A 16,092-nucleotide genomic window follows, 5' to 3' on the forward strand; every position below is an offset into this window, starting at 1 on the left:
ACCTGCGTGGACAGGGGGCCGCCGCGGTGGTAGCTTTGCCGCGGCAGGCCGGTGGACTGTAGGAAGGCTTTCTTAGCCTGCCGTTAGCCACCCTGCATGGCGCTGCTCACGGCCGGCTAAGAATCCCGCGCTAGGCTTGCGCTGCCCCATTTCCCGAGGAGACCCCGTTGCGCGCATTGCTGGTGGAAGACGACGACATGATAGGGCGCGGCCTCACGCACGCCCTCAAGAGCGCGGGCTGGTCGGTGGACTGGGTGCGCAATGGCGAACTGGCCCACAGCGCCCTGGCCGATGGCGACTACAGCTGCGTGCTGCTGGACCTGGGCTTGCCCGGGCTGGACGGCACCGAGGTGCTGCGCCGCGCGCGCTCGCGCGGCGACCTCACGCCGGTGGTGGTGCTCACGGCGCGCGATGGGGTCGAGGACCGCGTGCTCGGGCTTGATACCGGGGCCGACGACTACCTGCTCAAGCCCTTCGAGATGACCGAGCTGCTGGCGCGCATGCGCGCCGTGGTGCGCCGGCGCAGCGGGGCCGCCCAGTCGCTGCTGGGCAACGGTGCCGTGCAACTGGACCTGGCCACGCGCGAGGTGCTGCAGGATGGCGTGCGCGGAGCGCTCACGGCGCGCGAGTTCGCGCTCTTGCATGCGCTGCTCGAGCGGCCCGGGGCCATCCTTTCGCGTGAGCAGCTCGAGAACCGCATCTACGGCTGGGGTGAGGAGGTCAGCAGCAATGCCGTGGACGTGCTGATCCACGGCATGCGCCGCAAGCTTGGGCCCGACGCCATCCGCAACGTGCGCGGCCTGGGCTGGCGGGTGGCGGCGCCATGAAAGGCGCGGTGCCCGAGGAGGCTCCCCGCTGGTACCGACCCCGCTCGCTGCGCGGGCAGATCGTGCTGTGGCTGGCGCCCTGGATCCTGGCGGGCGCCGTGGTGGCCGGCGGGGCCTTTTGGGCCAGCTACAGCGCGCTGATCCACACCTTCATGCAGTACCAGATGGAGATACTGGCGCGCTCGCACCTGTCCGGCGGGCCGGTGCGGGCAGGCCCGGCAGAGGCTGCGGTCGAGCCGCTGCCCCTGCTCAGCCGCACCAACATCGTCGAATGGGGTGCCTTCGTGGTGCAGGTCTGGTCGGCCGACGGGCGCCTGCTCGCCACCTCCGGCCCCGACATCGGCGTGCCCCTGCAGGCCGCGCCCGGCCACCAGCGCCTGCGCACCAGCGATGCCTGGGCACCGGGGTGGCGTGTCTATTCCACCCCCGCGGCCGGGCAGCACCTGCACCGCGTGCAGGTGCTGCAAAGCGAGCAGTTCCTGCAGGAAGAGGTGGCCGTGCGCACCCTGTACGCCATCGTGCCCCTGGCCCTGCTGGTGCCCGCGCTGCTGTTCACGCTGTGGCGGGTTGTGGGGCGTGCGTCGCGCTCGCTGCGCACCGTGGCCGACGAGGTGGCGCAGCGCAACGACCGCAGCCTGGGCGCCATTCCCATGGGCCGCGTGCCCGAGGAGATCGTGCCGCTGGTCGGCTCGTTCAATGCCCTGCTGGAGCGGCTGGACGAGGCCTTTGCCGCCCAGCGCCGCTTCGTGCAGGACGCCGCGCACGAGCTGCGCACCCCCATGGCCGCCATGGCGCTGCAGATGGAGAACCTGCAGCCGCTACTGCCCGCGGGCGAGGCGCGGCAGCAGTTCGCCCAGCTCGATGCCGGCATGCGCCGCGCCCGGCACCTGATCGGCCAACTGCTGCGGCTCTCGCGCCAGGAGGCGCCGGCGTCCATGGGGCTGGCGGCCGAGCCGGTGGACATCACGGCCCTGCTGCGCGAAAGCGTGGGCCAGCTCATGCCGCTGGCGGACCAGCGGCGCATCGAGGTGGGCTTCAGCGGTGCCTGCGCCGTGCGTGTCGATGCCGTGGCCAGCGACCTGCGCAGCGTGTTCGACAACCTGCTGGACAACGCGCTGCGCTACACGCCCGAGGGCGGTAGCGTCGAGGTGCGGCTGCACCCGCTGGCGGGTGGCCCGGTGGTGGACATCGTCGACACCGGGCCCGGCATACCGCCCGAGCTGCTGGAGCGGGTGTTCGACCGCTTCTTTCGCGTGCCCGGTGCTGCCGCCGACGGCAGCGGCCTGGGCCTGGCCATCACCCGGGCCGCGGCGCTGCGCCATGGGCTGCGGGTGGAGCTGCGGGCGCGGGACGACGGGGTGGGGGGCCTGGTGGCCAGGGTGCACCTTGCTCATTCCGCCGTAAGTGAGGGCTAATGCGGGCCTGAGTCGCGCTTTCTAGAGTGGATGGACTCCCATCCCTTCAAGGTTCTCGCGATGCAGACACGCCTCTTTTCCTCCCCCGCCCTGGCCTGGTCCTGGGCCCTGCTGGCGCTTTCGGCGCTGGCCATCGGCCTCTTTTCGCTGCGCTATGCGCTGCCCGGCATGCCCCTGCCGTCGGACCTGCCCAGCCTCGCACTGTCGCCCCGGCCTTTCGTCGTGCATGCGGTCAGCGCCTCGCTGGCGATGGTGCTCGGGCCGCTGCAGTTCGTGCCGGCCTGGCGCGCGCGCTTTCCGGCCCTGCACCGCTGGGTGGGGCGTGCCTATGTGCTGTCGATTGCCGTGGCCTGGCTGTCGTCGCTGCCGCTGGCCGTGAACGCCATGACGGGCGCGGTGGCCGCCGCCGGCTTCTTCGTGCTGGGCCTGGCGTGGGTGGTGACGACCGGCATGGGCCTGGCGTTCGCCTTGCAGCGGCGCTTTGCCGAGCACCGGCGCTGGATGGTGCGCAGCTTTGCGCTCACGACGGCTGCCATCACGCTGCGTATCTACCTGGGCGCCAGCATGGCCGCCGACATCGACGAAGCGCTGACCTACCCCTTCATCGCCTGGCTGTGCTGGGTGCCCAATGCCCTGGCCGCAGAGTGGTATCTGCGGCGCAGGGATCCAAAGCAGCGCCCCCAGGCGCTGCGATTCCAGTAAGGCTCAGCGCACGCGCATGCCCGGCGTGGCGCCCGGCCAGGGGTTGAGCACGTAGATGCCGGGGTGGGCTTTCTCGTCGCCATGGCTGGCGGCCAGTACCATGCCTTCGGAGACACCGAACTTCATCTTGCGCGGTGCCAGGTTGGCCACCATCACCGTGTGCTTGCCGATCAGCTCGGCCGGCTGGTAGGCACTGGCGATGCCGCTGAAGACATTGCGCGTGCGGCCCTCGCCCACGTCCAGCGTCAGGCGCAGCAGCTTGGTCGAGCCTTCGACGGGCTCGCAGTTCACGATCAGTGCGATGCGCAGGTCGATCTTGGTGAAGTCGTCGATGCCGATGGTCGGCGCCAGCTCTTCGCCGCCGGGGGCCGCCATTTCGGGGGCTGCGGCCTCCGGCTGGGCCGGGGCTTCGAACAGCGCATCGAGCTGCTCGGGCGCCACGCGCTGCATCAGGTGCTGGTAGGGGGCGATGGCCTGCACGTCGCCGGCCACGGCCCAGCGCTGCATGTCGCTGCCGACAAAGCCTTCCACCGCGCGGGCCAGGCCCGGCAGCACGGGCGCCAGATAGCGTGTGAGCACCGCAAAGGTGTTGATCAGCACCGAGCACACCTGGTGCAGGGCCTCGTTGTTGGCGGCGTCCTTGGCCAGGTCCCAGGGCTTGTTCTGGTCCACATAGGCATTCACCTTGTCGGCCAGCAGCATGATCTCGCGCGTGGCCTTGCCGAACTCGCGCGCCTCGTACAGCTGTGCCAGGCCGTCGCCTGCGCTGCGCACCTCGGCCAGCAGGGCCGCGCCGTCGACGCCGAACTGCGTGGTGAGCTTGCCGTCGAAGCGCTTGGTCAAAAAGCCCGCCGCGCGGCTGGCGATGTTGACGAACTTGCCGATCAGGTCGCTGTTCACGCGGGCCATGAAGTCATCGGCGTTGAAGTCGATGTCCTCGTTGCGGTTGGACAGCTTGGCCGCCAGGTAGTAGCGCAGCCACTCGGGGTTCATGCCCAGGCCCAGGTACTTGAGCGGGTCCAGCCCGGTGCCGCGGCTCTTGCTCATCTTCTCGCCGTTGTTGACGGTGAGGAAGCCGTGCACGAACACGTTGTCGGGCGTCTTGCGGCCGGAAAAGTGCAGCATCGCGGGCCAGAACAGCGTGTGGAAGGTCACGATGTCCTTGCCGATGAAGTGGTACTGCTCGGTGTCGGGCGCCGCCATGTATTCGTCGAAGCTGCGGGTGTCTCCGTGCTTGTCCTTGGGGCCGCCCTTGTCGAACCAGTTCTTGAGCGATGCCAGGTAGCCCACGGGTGCGTCGAGCCAGACATAGAAGTACTTGCCCGGTGCGTCGGGGATCTCGATGCCGAAGTAGGGCGCATCGCGCGAGATGTCCCAGTCGCCCAGGCCTTCGCTGGTGGTGCCGTCCGGGTTGGTGCGGACGGTGAACCACTCCTTGATCTTGTTGGCCACCTCGGGCTGCAGCTTGCCGTCCTGGGTCCAGTTTTCGAGGAACTCCACGCAGCGCGGGTCCGAGAGCTTGAAGAAGAAGTGCTCCGAACTCTTGAGCTCGGGCTTGACGCCCGACAGGGCCGAGAACGGGTTGATCAGGTCGGTGGGCGCGTAGACCGAGCCGCAGACCTCGCAGTTGTCGCCGTACTGGTCCTTGGCGTGGCACTTGGGGCACTCGCCCTTGATGAAGCGATCGGGCAGGAACATGTTCTTCTCGGGGTCGAAGAACTGCTCGATGGTGCGGGTCTCGATCAGCGAGCCGTCGGCCCGGTCGCGCAGGTCGCGGTAGATCTGGCGCGCCAGGTCGTGGTTTTCCGGGCCATCGGTGCTGTGCCAGTTGTCGAAGCTGATGTGAAAGCCGTCCAGGTACTGCTTGCGGCCGGCGGCGATGTCGGCCACGAACTGCTGGGGTGTCTTGCCGGCCTTCTCGGCCGCGATCATGATCGGCGCGCCGTGCGTATCGTCGGCACCGACGAAGTTGACCGCGTTGCCCTGCATGCGCTGGAACCGCACCCAGATGTCGGCCTGGATGTACTCCATGATGTGGCCGATATGGAAGTTGCCATTGGCATAGGGCAGGGCGGTGGTGACGAAGAGCTTGCGTGCGGATGACGTCATGGGTCGTACTTTCTCAGGCGGAACCCGCGATTTTAGGCGCTCGGAGCCATCCTTTGCCCCGGCAGGGGCAGATGCCACAATGCGCGCCATCCAGAACAACAGGGGGACAGCATGGCCAAAGTGCGCTGGGGCAGGTGGGGAGCAGGGGTGGCAATTGCCGTGCTGGCGGGGGCGGCCTACCTGGCCTGGTGGCCGGTGCCGATCGCGCCGGTGGCCTGGAGCGCGCCTGCCGCGCCCGGCTACCAGGGCGTGCATGCGCCCAACCAGCGCCTGGCCGGGCTGCGCATGATCGACCTGAAAGGCGAGATCGGCCCCGAGCACATTGCGCTGGGCAAGGACGGCAGGCTCTACACCACGGTGCTCAGCGGCAACATCCTGCGCATGAACCCGGATGGAACGGACCAGCAGATCTTCGCCAACACCGGGGGGCGCGTGCTGGGCTTCGATTTCGACGCCGCGGGCAATCTGGTCGCGGCCGATGCGGTCAAGGGCCTTCTGTCCATCGCCCCCGATGGCAAAGTCAGCCTGCTCACCGACCAGGTGGCCCCCGGCGACCCCATCCGCTATGCCGACGGCGTGGTGGTGGCCCAAAGCGGCAAGATGTACCTGAGCGATGCCTCGACCCGCTTTGCGCCCAGGGACTGGGGCGGCACCTTCGAGGCCAGCGTGCTCGACATCCTGGAGCAGGCCAGCACCGGCCGCGTGCTCGAATACGACCCCGCCACGCGCGCCACGCGCGCCACGCGCGTGGTGGCCCGGGGCATCAGCTTTGCCAACGGCGTGGCGCTGAGCCAGGACGAAAAAAGCCTGTTCGTCAACGAAACCGGCAAGTACCGGGTGTGGAAGATCGCCGTGGATGCCAACGGGCTGGACATCGGCAGTGCCCAGCCGGGCCCGCAGGCCCGGGTGCTGCTCGACAACCTGCCCGGCTACCCCGACAACCTCATGCGCGGGCGGGACGGGCGGATCTGGCTGGGCTTTGCCAAGCCGCGCGGCGCCGCCATCGACAACATGGCCGGCAAGCCCTGGCTGCGCAGCCTGACCCTGCGCCTGCCGCGCGCGCTGTGGCCCATTCCCAAGCCCTATGGCCATGTGATCGCCTTCACCGACGAAGGCCAGGTCGTGGCCGACCTGCAGGACCCGGCGGGCGCCTACCCCGAGACCACGGCCATCACCGAAACGGCGGACCGGCTGTATGTGCAGAGCCTGCACGCGCATGGCCTGGGCTGGCTGCCCAGGGACGTGCTCAAGGCGCCGTAGCGGATCGGCGGGGGAGGCGCCTGCCGCCCCGCGGGCATCAGCTGTGCATGAGTGTCGTCACCTCGGCGCCGGTGTCGGTCCAGCCGAAGAACTTGCACACCTCGGCGCGCATGGCCAGCGTGTCCTCGCGGCCCAGGGCCATGAGTTCGCGCGTGTAGCCCGACTCGAACAGCAGGTAGCTGGCCAGGGCCGCGCCGCGCACGTCGGCCATGTTGGAGGTGACGCCCAGGGCGCCGAGCATGGCGCGCACGGGGGTGGGCAGGTTGCCCACGTGGCGCGCGGCCACGGCGTCCAGGCGCTGCGAGGGGGCGATCACCAAGAGCTCGATGGGGCGCAGCGCGCTCTTGGCGCGCACCTCGGGCGGGATCAGCGAGAGCGTCTGGTTCACGCGCTGCACGCGCTCCACGTCCACCGAGAGCGCGTCGAGGAAGATGTTGGACAGCGCGTGCCCGGCGATCTGCGCCAACGAGGGGTAGGTCGGCGTGGGGTTGGCCGAGGCATCGCCCTTGGGTTCGTGCATGCGGCCGGCGCCCACCACCAGGATGCGCTCGGCCCCCAGGTGGATGGCCGGCGCGATCGGTGCCGACTGGCGCATGGAGCCGTCGCCGAAGAACTCCATGTGGTCCCCCATGCTGATGGCCTTGGCCGGGAACACGAAGGGAATCGCCGAGGAGGCCAGCAGGTGCTCGTGCGTGATGCGGTCGCGGGCCGCCTTGCGCTGCGAGCGCACCCAGGGCTGCAGCGGGGCGTCGCTCTCGAAGAAGGTCACGTGCTCCCCCGAGCTGTAGCTCGACGCCGTGACGGCCAGGGCCTTGAGGTGGCCTTTTTTCAGCAGGCGCGGCAGGCGCACCAGCGGCACCATCTTGACCAGCAGTTTTTCGAGCGGCGCATTGTCCAGCAGCGAGCGCGGGCGCATGCGCCGCCAGCGCGCCAGGGCCCAGCCCAGCGACAGCAGCGACAGCCAGCGTGCACCGCTGCGCAGCACGCTCAGCGAGTCCGCCCGGTACACCTGGTGCGCATGGAAGTCGCGCCAGACGCGCGCGATGCGGCGCACAGCGCGGTCGAAATGGTCGGCCCCGCAGGCCAGCGCCGCCGCATTGATGGCGCCGGCCGAGGTGCCGGTGATGATGGGAAAGGGGTTGGGCTCATCGCCCGCGCCACAGGCCAGGCGCAGGTCGGCAATGGCTTCGAGCACGCCCACCTGGTAGGCCGCCCGGGCGCCGCCGCCCGTCAGCAGAAGGCCCGTGGTGGGAGGGGCTGGTGGGGCAGGGCTGTCGGGTGGGTGCATCGGCGCGTGCGTGGGGGCTTTATCGGCAGTGCCAAGTGTGCTGCGTTGCGGGCAGCCCGCCACATGGGGAAACCCGCATGGCGGGGGGCGGGTCAGGCCTTGGCGAGAAGGAGGGAGGCGACGCCCGGGCCCTGCAGCACGGTGATGCCGTTGTCGCGCGCGAAGAGGCGGGCGTTGTCGGAGAGCTGGCCCTGGGTCATCACGTAGATGCCGCTTAAGGCCCCCTCGGCCTGCATGGCGGCATGCAGCTCGCGCACCGGCTCGATGCCATGGGTGGCGGCCTTCCAGCGTTTGGCACTGACCAGGGTGGCCTGGCCGCCCTTGGCCACGCGCAGGTCCACGGGGCCTGCCTTGGGCTTTTCCACCGTGCAGCCATCGCGCACCCAGGCGGCCTCCAGCGCATCGGCAAACTGGCGCCAGGGCATGCTGTTCACGGCGCCCAGCATTTCCTCGACCTTGGCGGGGCTCGGCGCCCGCAGCTGGCGCCAGGCCGCAATGCAGCCCACGACGAAGATCGGCAGCGTGCCCACGGCGCCGACATAGGCGTACTCGCGCGGCAGCAGGGCGCCGGCGCCCAGTGCGATCACCCCCACCACCAGGAAGCTGACCCACCAGGGCGAGCGCAGCAGCACAGCAAACAGGGATTTCTCGGCCATCTTGAATTTCACGGGGGGCTTTCGGGAGTCGGTGACAGAAGAGGGGAAGACGCGCATTGTCCCGCACTTGGATCGGGGAAGTTCCTCTTCGATAGACTACCTCCCCCACAGGAGTTAATTGCATGGCAGTCACCGAACAGGGCCTTCTGGCCGCACTTTCCAGCGTACAAGACCCGCACACGGGCAAGGACTATGTCAGCACGCGTGCGCTGCGCAATGTGCAGATCAGCGGCGGCGACGTGGCCTTCGACGTGGAACTCGGCTACCCGGCCAAGAGCCTGGTCCCCGAGCTGCGCCGCAGCCTGGTGGCCGCGGCCAAGGGCGTGGCCGGGGTGGACAACGTTTCGGTCAACATCACCACCAAGGTGCTGGCCCATGCGGTGCAGCGCGGCGTGCAGCTGCTGCCCCAGGTGAAGAACATCATTGCCGTGGCCTCGGGCAAGGGCGGGGTGGGCAAGAGCACCACGGCTGCCAACCTGGCCCTGGCACTGGCGTCCGAGGGCGCCAGCGTCGGCGTGCTCGACGCTGACATCTACGGCCCGAGCCAGCCGATGATGCTGGGCATCAGCCGCCGCCCCGAGAGCGAGGACGGCAAGACCATGGAGCCGCTGGAGAACTACGGCGTGCAGGTCATGTCCATCGGCTTCCTGGTCGACCAGGACGAGGCCATGATCTGGCGCGGCCCCATGGCCACGCAGGCGCTGGAGCAGCTGCTGCGCCAGACCAACTGGAAGGACCTCGATTACCTGATCATCGACATGCCGCCCGGCACCGGCGACATCCAGCTCACGCTGTCCCAGCGCGTGCCCATGACCGGCGCGGTGATCGTCACCACGCCGCAGGACATCGCCCTGCTGGATGCCAAGAAGGGCATCAAGATGTTCGAGAAGGTGGGCGTGCCCATCCTGGGCATCGTCGAGAACATGGCCGTGCACGTGTGCAGCAACTGCGGCCACGTGGAGCACATCTTCGGCGCCGATGGCGGCAAGAAGATGGCGGCCGACTACGGCATGGACTACCTGGGCGCGCTGCCGCTGGACATGCAGATCCGCCTGCAGGCCGACAGCGGCAAACCCACCGTGGTGGCCGACCCCGATGGTGACGTGGCGCAGATCTACAAGAAGGTGGCGCGCACCGTGGCCGTGAAGATCGCCCAGCAGGCCAAGGACTTCTCGTCCAAGTTCCCGACCATCTCGGTCAGCAAGGACACGTGAGCGTGCGCCCGCGCAAGGCCCGGCAACCGGGCGGTGAAGGGGCGGCGGGGCGATGAACCTGCTGGCCGCCATGCGCTACCTCGTCTCCCTGGACGAGCACCGCCATTTCGGCCGGGCGGCGCAGGCCTGCCACATCACCCAGCCAGCGCTGTCGAACGCGCTGCGGGCGCTGGAGGAAGAGTTCGGCGTCGTCATCGTGCAGCGGGCACGCTCCTACGTGGGCCTGACCCACGAGGGCGAGGCCGTGCTGGCCACGGCGCAGCGCATGCTGCGCGACAACGAGGTCCTGCGCCAGGAGCTGCGCAGCACCGAGATCGCGCCGCAGGGGCGCCTGCGCATGGCGTCCACCCCCACCGCGGTGCCCATCCTCTCGCGCTTTGCCGCCCTGCTGCAGGCGCGGCACCCGGGCATCCTGCCCGTGGTGCTGTCCATGAGCTCGCAGGAGCTCGAGCAGCGGCTCGAAGATTTGTCGCTGGACCTGGCCGTGGGCTACAGCGAGCGCATGCAGGCCAAGCGCGTGAACCTGCGCTCCTGGCCGCAGTGCAACGAGCACTACTACCTGCTGCGCCGCGCACACACGCCCGACCCGGACCGCCTGCGCATCGGCCCCCCCATGCGCTGGAAGGACGCCGGCCAGCTGCCGCTGTGCCTGCTCACCCCCGACATGCACAACCGCTTCATCATCGATGAGGCCCTGCGCGAGGCGGGCGCGCCGGTGCCGCCGGCCATCGAGACCAACTCGGTGCTGACCCTGGTGCTGTCCGTGCTGTCGGGCGAGGTCTGCAGCGTGCTGCCGGGCGCCATGGTGGCCGCCGCGCGCAGCGAGCGCTGCCTGGAGGCCCTGCCCCTGGTGGCACCCGATGTGCGCACGCCCATCGGCTTCATGACCCAGCGCGGCCCGCGCGTGTCCCGGGCGCTCGAGGCCGCGCTCGAACTGCTGGACCTGCCCGCCTGGCGCGAGCACGTGGCAGAGCACTGCGGCGAGTTGAAGTCTTAGCCAAATCCCCCGGGGGCGCATCCCCCAAGACGGACGGCCCAGCCCGGCGAGGCAATCCTTGCGCGGGGCTGTGAGTTGGGCCGTGCGGGCTGATTGCGCGACATATGCAATGCGCTGCATATGCGAGCGATTTCCATTCGCGTTCATTCAACTGCTGAATCGCACCATGTGCCGATTCAATTTGACGCACCAGGGATCCTGTTCAGACACTCCGCTCGGCGCATTGACCTGCGTCAATAAGAAAAGCGCTTGCGCAACATCACAGGAGAGAGAACATATGAATGCATCATCGGCAGGCACCGCGACCATGCCTGAGTCCTTCGCGGCTCCTGGTTTTCTGGACAAGGAGCGCATCATTGCGGGGCCTGGCTTCAACCGGTGGCTGGTGCCGCCGGCTGCCCTGGCGATCCACCTGTGTATCGGCATGGCCTATGGCTTCTCGGTGTTCTGGCTGCCCCTGTCCAAGGCACTGAGCACGGCGGGCACGGGCGCGGCCTGCGCCAAGGAGATGAGCTTCTTCGCCGAGCTGTTCGCCAGCGGCTGCGACTGGCGCGTGGCCACGCTGGGCTGGATGTACACCCTGTTCTTCGTCTTCCTGGGCTGCTCGGCCGCCATCTGGGGCGGCTGGCTGGAGCGTGCCGGCCCGCGCAAGGCCGGCGTGGTCTCGGCCGTGTGCTGGTGCGGCGGCATGCTGCTGTCGGCGCTGGGCATCCACCTGCACCAGTTCTGGCTCATGATCCTGGGCTCGGGCGTGATCGGGGGCATCGGGCTGGGGCTCGGTTACATCTCCCCCGTGTCCACGCTGATCAAGTGGTTCCCCGACCGGCGCGGCATGGCCACCGGCATGGCCATCATGGGCTTTGGCGGTGGCGCGATGATCGGCTCGCCCCTGGCGGTGGACCTGATGAAGAACTTCTCCAGCCCCACCGACGTGGGCGTGATGCAGACCTTCGTGGTCATGGCGCTGGTGTACTTCGTGTTCATGATGGCCGGTGCACTGGGCTACCGCGTGCCGCCCACGGGCTGGAAGCCCGCCGGCTGGACGCCGCCACCCCCCTCGGCCAACGCCATGATCACCCAGCGCCACGTGCACGTGAAGCGCGTCTGGGGCATCCCGCAGTTCTGGCTCATCTGGGTCGTGCTGTGCATGAACGTGAGCGCCGGCATCGGCGTGATCGGCATGGCCTCGCCCATGCTGCAGGAAGTCTTCGGCGGCGGCCTGATCGGCGTGTCGCAGAAGTTCGGTGAGCTCGACAAGGCCCAGCTGGCCGCCATCGCGGCCGTGGCCGGCGGCTTCACGGCGCTGCTGTCGCTGTTCAACATCGGCGGCCGCTTCTTCTGGGCCAGCCTGTCCGACAAGTTCGGCCGCAAGATGACCTATGTGATCTTCTTCGTGCTCGGCGGCCTGATGTACGCCAGCATCCCGAGCTCGGCCGGTGCCGGCAGCAAGCTGTTGTTCGTGGGCGCCTTCTGCGTGATCCTGTCGATGTACGGCGGCGGCTTCGCCACGGTGCCGGCCTACCTGGCCGACCTGTTCGGCACGCAGTTCGTGGGCGCCATCCACGGCCGCCTGCTGACGGCCTGGGCCACGGCCGGCATCCTGGGCCCGGTAGTCGTGAACTACATGCGCGAATACCAACTGGGCCTGGGCCTGCCGCGCGAACAGGTGTACAACCAGACCATGTACATCCTGGTGGGCATGCTGGTCATTGGCCTCATTGCCAACCTCATGGTGCGCCCGCTGGCCGACAAATGGTTCATGAGCGACGCGGAACTGGCCCACGAGAAGAAGCTGGCCCACGAAAAGAGCGTGGCGGCCGAAGTCGGCGGCGGCCCCGGCAGCGGCGGCACGACCAGCCCTGCGGTGGTGGCCTTCGCCTGGCTGGCCGTGGGCCTGCCGCTCATCTGGGGCATCTACAAGACCCTGGTGAGCGCCGCCAAGTTTTTCCAGTAAGGAAGCGGATGGCACGGGGCCGGGGGCGGCAAGAAGCGCCTGTGGCCGCCATGACCATGCCCCCTGCAGGGCAGGGGGCCGGGAACGCCCGGCGCATGGCACAGTCCAAGCAGGGGCGCCCGTCCAGGAGACCATGATGAAGCAAGAAAAAATCGAGTTCTACAAAGGCCCGGCCGGCGGCTGGGGCGCGCTCAACAGCGTCAAGAATGCGCTGCTGCGCCAGGACATTCCCCTGAAGGGCGCCAAGACGCTGCTCTCGGCCAACCAGCCCGATGGCTTCGACTGCCCGGGCTGTGCCTGGCCCGACCGCAACCATGCCTCCACCTTCGAGTTCTGCGAGAACGGCGTCAAGGCCGTGGCCGCCGAGGCCACGGCCCGGCGTGCCGGCCCCAGCCTGTTCGCCCAGTACACCGTGGCCGAGCTGGCCGGGCAGAGCGATTTCTGGCTCGAAGACCAGGGCCGGCTCACGCAGCCCATGGCCTACCATGCGCCCAGCGACCAGTACCGCCCGATCTCCTGGGACGATGCCTTCGCGCTGATCGCGCGCCACCTGAACGCGCTGCCCGATCCGAACCAGGCCATCTTCTACACCTCGGGCCGGGCCAGCAACGAGGCCGCCTTCCTGTACCAGCTGTTCGTGCGCCAGTACGGCACGAACAACTTTCCCGACTGCTCGAACATGTGCCACGAGCCCAGCGGCAGTGGCATGCGCCCGCAGATCGGCGTGGGCAAGGGCACGGTGACCCTGCACGACTTCGAGTGCGCCGACGCGATCTTCATCTTCGGCCAGAACCCGGGCACCAACCACCCGCGCATGCTTGGCGAGCTGCGCGAGGCGCACAAGCGCGGCGCGCGCATCGTGAGCTTCAACCCCCTGCGCGAGCGCGGGCTGGAGCGCTTTGCCGACCCGCAGGACAAGCTGGAGATGGCCACCTTCGGCTCCACGCCCATCAGCACGCACTACTTCCAGCTGCGCGTGGGCGGCGACCTGCCGGCCGTCAAGGGCATGATGAAGCATGTGCTGGAGCAGGAGGACGCCCGCGGCGGCGTGCTCGACCACGCCTTCATCGCCGAGCACACCACCGGCTTCGACGCCCTGGCGGCGGACCTGCGCGCCGAGTCCTGGGAGCTGCTGGAGCAGGAGTCGGGCCTGACCGAGGAACAGATGCGCTCCGCGGCCGACATCTACATCGGCGCCAGGAACGTGATCGCCTGCTGGGGCATGGGCATCACCCAGCACAAGTACGCGGTGGCCACGATACAGGGCATCGTCAGCCTGCTCATGATGCGCGGCAACATCGGCCGCGAGGGCGCAGGCCCCTGCCCGGTGCGCGGCCACAGCAACGTGCAGGGCGACCGCACCATGGGCATCTGGGAGAAGCCCCCGGCGGCGCTGCTCGACCGGCTGCGCGACGTGTTCGGCTTCGAGCCGCCGCGCGAGAACGGCGTGGACACCGTGGAGGCCATCCGCCACATGCTGGACGGCAAGGGCAAGGTGTTCTTCGCCCTGGGCGGCAATTTCGCCGCCGCCACCCCCGACACCTACGAGACCTGGAAGGCGCTGCAGCGCTGCGACCTCACGGTGCATGTGACCACCAAGCTCAACCGCAGCCACATCGTGCATGGCAAGGAGGCGCTGATCCTGCCCTGTCTGGGCCGCACCGAGATCGACGTGCAGGCCGGCGGACCGCAGGGCGTGACGGTGGAGGATTCGATGAGCATGGTGCACATCTCGGTGGGCATCAACCCGCCGGCCTCCGAACACCTGCTGTCCGAGCCGGCCATCGTCGCGCGGCTCGCCGCGGCCACGCTGGCCGGGCGCAGCAATATTCCCTGGATGTGGCTGGTGGAAGACTATGCGCGCATCCGCGACCAGATCGAGAAAGTGTTCCCCGACTTCAAGGACTTCAACCAGCGCGTGGCCGTGCCCGGCGGGTTCCGGCTGCGCAACACGGCCAGCGAGCGCGTGTGGGCCACGGCCTCGGGCAAGGCCAGCTTCCATGCCCACGCCGTGCCCCGCGACACGCCCTCGCACATCGCGCGTGAACGCTACAAGGATGCGGTGGTGTTCACGCTGCTGACCACGCGCTCGCACGACCAGTACAACACCACCATCTACGGCATGGACGACCGCTACCGCGGCGTCTACGGCCAGCGCCGCGTGGTGTTCATCAACGACAAGGACATCCGCGCCCTGGGCATGCAGGACGGCGACTGGGTCGACATCCAGACCGTGTGGAGCGACGGCCAGGAGCGCCGCGCGGACCGCTTCAAGCTCGTGGCCTACGACATCCCGCGCGGCAACCTCGCGGCCTACTACCCCGAGACGAACCCGCTGGTGCCGCTGTCGGCCGTGGCCGATACGGCGGGCACGCCCACCTCCAAGTCCATCCCGGTGCTGCTGCTGCCGCATGGGCCGGGCGCGGCGGCCCTGGCGGGCGCCGCCGCGCCGGCGCAGGCCGAGGCGCCATGACCGCCCAGGAGGAAACCCTGGCCTGCGCCATCCTGCGTGCGCTGGCCGAAGAGTCCCGCGGCCAGGACGGGGCGGCGGCGCCCGGCGTGTCGCTGCCGCGCCTGGGTAAGCACCTGGGCCAGGGCGTGAGCGTGCTCCTGCGCGAGCTCACGCTGATGAGCGATGCCGCGGTGGGCGGCCAGCGCGGCCCCGGCTGGGTGCGCGTGGACCAGGTGGGCGAGCGCTGGGTGGCCCACCTGACCGACGCCGGCCGCGCCGTGGCGCGGGAGTTGCCGGCCGCGGGGGAAGCCCCGTGAGCGCGCAGCCGTTCTCCCTGCCCGACGGCGAGGCCGATGCGGCGCTGGAACTGTCGGCGTTGGCCCAGCGGCCCGTGCGGGTGTTCGGCGAGGCAGGCGTGCCGCAGGACGGGGCCTTGCGCTCCGATACCCTGGCGGCGGAGATTCCGGTGGCGCTGGTGTTCAACGGCGTCTCGCACGCGGTGATGATGGCCACGCCCGAGCAGCTCGAAGATTTTGCGCTCGGCTTTGCGCTCAGCGAAGGCATCCTCGACCAGGCGCAGGACTGCCGCGGCAGCACGCTGCAGCTGGCGGATGCCCGTGCGGCACACCTGCCGCCCGGCGTGCCGGGGGTCGAGGTGCACCTGGAGATATCGGCGCGCAGCTTCGAGCGCCTCAAGGACCGGCGCCGCAGCATGGCCGGCCGCACGGGCTGCGGCGTGTGCGGCGTGGAGAGCTTTGCCGCGCTCGACCTGGCGCCCGAGCGCCTGCCGGCGCGCGACTGGATCGGGGGCGTGGACCTGCCTACCGTGCTGCGCGCCTTTGCCGACCTCAAGGCGCTGCAGCCGCACAACGCGCAGTCGGGCTCGCTGCATGCCGCCGGATGGGCCACGCTGGACGGGCGCCTGGCCCAGGTCTGCGAAGACGTGGGCCGGCACAACGCGCTGGACAAGCTCATCGGCTGGCTGTCGCGCAGCGGGCGCCTGGCCGAGCCCGGCTTCGTCGTGCTCAGCAGCCGGGGCAGCCACGAGCTGGTGCGCAAGTGCGCCCGCGTGGGTATCTCGGCGCTGGCCACCATCTCGGCCCCCACCGCCACCGGCGTGCAGGTGGCCGAACTGGCCGGGCTGCGCCTGTGGGGCCTGTGCCGCGCGCCGCGCGCGGTGCTGTATGCGCCGGGTGCGCAGGCGCGGACCTGAGCGAC

Annotated in this window: 13 protein-coding genes; 10 read left to right on the forward strand and 3 right to left on the reverse strand. The window is 69.4% G+C overall.

Annotated elements, in window-relative coordinates; all coding sequences use genetic code 11:
• Nucleotides 1–167: 167 nt before the first annotated feature.
• Genes AC07PF_RS19145 through AC07PF_RS19155 form a run of 3 tightly spaced genes read left to right on the forward strand, consistent with a single transcriptional unit; the run spans nt 168 to nt 2,944 of the window.
• Complete coding sequence (locus AC07PF_RS19145) at nt 168–827, forward strand: response regulator (RefSeq protein ID WP_494612882.1); 660 nt, start codon at nt 168–170, stop codon at nt 825–827.
• Nucleotides 824–2,242 carry a sensor histidine kinase gene (locus tag AC07PF_RS19150; protein WP_494612883.1) on the forward strand — a complete coding sequence of 473 codons (1,419 nt, stop codon included), beginning with the start codon at nt 824–826 and terminating at the stop codon, nt 2,240–2,242. The genes AC07PF_RS19145 and AC07PF_RS19150 overlap by 4 nt, the downstream gene beginning before the upstream one ends.
• Nucleotides 2,243–2,302: 60 nt before the next feature.
• A complete protein-coding gene (locus tag AC07PF_RS19155; protein WP_494612884.1) occupies nt 2,303–2,944 on the forward strand; it encodes a DUF2306 domain-containing protein in 642 nt (213 codons plus the stop codon).
• A gap of 3 nt (nt 2,945–2,947) precedes the next feature.
• Here AC07PF_RS19155 and metG read toward each other — a convergent pair whose 3' ends face one another.
• Nucleotides 2,948–5,053 (reverse strand): methionine--tRNA ligase, encoded by a 2,106-nt coding sequence (gene metG, locus AC07PF_RS19160; RefSeq protein WP_494612885.1) that lies wholly within the window; start codon nt 5,051–5,053, stop codon nt 2,948–2,950.
• Between the two features lie 111 nt (nt 5,054–5,164).
• On the opposite strand from metG, the gene AC07PF_RS19165 reads away from it, so the two are divergent.
• Nucleotides 5,165–6,313, forward strand: a complete 1,149-nt coding sequence (locus tag AC07PF_RS19165; RefSeq protein ID WP_494612886.1) for an SMP-30/gluconolactonase/LRE family protein — start codon at nt 5,165–5,167, stop codon at nt 6,311–6,313.
• A gap of 37 nt (nt 6,314–6,350) precedes the next feature.
• On the opposite strand, the gene AC07PF_RS19170 is transcribed toward AC07PF_RS19165, so the two are convergent.
• A complete protein-coding gene (locus AC07PF_RS19170) occupies nt 6,351–7,601 on the reverse strand; it encodes a patatin-like phospholipase family protein (protein ID WP_494612887.1) in 1,251 nt (416 codons plus the stop codon).
• A gap of 92 nt (nt 7,602–7,693) precedes the next feature.
• Nucleotides 7,694–8,269: a restriction endonuclease gene (locus tag AC07PF_RS19175; RefSeq protein ID WP_494604274.1), complete on the reverse strand. Its 576-nt coding sequence runs from the start codon at nt 8,267–8,269 to the stop codon at nt 7,694–7,696.
• A gap of 110 nt (nt 8,270–8,379) precedes the next feature.
• On the opposite strand from AC07PF_RS19175, the gene apbC reads away from it, so the two are divergent.
• The 6 genes from apbC (at nt 8,380) to fdhD (ending at nt 16,087) form a co-directional block, all read left to right on the forward strand.
• Nucleotides 8,380–9,471 (forward strand): iron-sulfur cluster carrier protein ApbC, encoded by a 1,092-nt coding sequence (apbC, locus tag AC07PF_RS19180; protein ID WP_494612888.1) that lies wholly within the window; start codon nt 8,380–8,382, stop codon nt 9,469–9,471.
• Nucleotides 9,472–9,523: 52 nt separating this feature from the next.
• Nucleotides 9,524–10,468, forward strand: a complete 945-nt coding sequence (locus AC07PF_RS19185; RefSeq protein ID WP_494612889.1) for a LysR substrate-binding domain-containing protein — start codon at nt 9,524–9,526, stop codon at nt 10,466–10,468.
• Nucleotides 10,469–10,745: 277 nt separating this feature from the next.
• On the forward strand, nt 10,746–12,422 hold the full coding sequence (locus AC07PF_RS19190) for an OFA family MFS transporter (protein WP_494612890.1): 1,677 nt from the start codon (nt 10,746–10,748) through the stop codon (nt 12,420–12,422).
• 136 nt (nt 12,423–12,558) lie between these two features.
• Complete coding sequence (locus AC07PF_RS19195) at nt 12,559–14,895, forward strand: FdhF/YdeP family oxidoreductase (RefSeq protein WP_494612891.1); 2,337 nt, start codon at nt 12,559–12,561, stop codon at nt 14,893–14,895.
• Complete coding sequence (locus AC07PF_RS19200) at nt 14,892–15,191, forward strand: hypothetical protein (RefSeq protein WP_145695595.1); 300 nt, start codon at nt 14,892–14,894, stop codon at nt 15,189–15,191. Before AC07PF_RS19195 ends, AC07PF_RS19200 begins: the two co-directional genes overlap by 4 nt.
• Nucleotides 15,188–16,087: a formate dehydrogenase accessory sulfurtransferase FdhD gene (gene fdhD, locus AC07PF_RS19205; RefSeq protein ID WP_494612892.1), complete on the forward strand. Its 900-nt coding sequence runs from the start codon at nt 15,188–15,190 to the stop codon at nt 16,085–16,087. Before AC07PF_RS19200 ends, fdhD begins: the two co-directional genes overlap by 4 nt.
• The last annotated feature ends 5 nt before the right edge of the window (nt 16,088–16,092 follow it).

Source organism: Acidovorax sp. GW821-FHT10A04 (genome assembly GCF_059415825.1).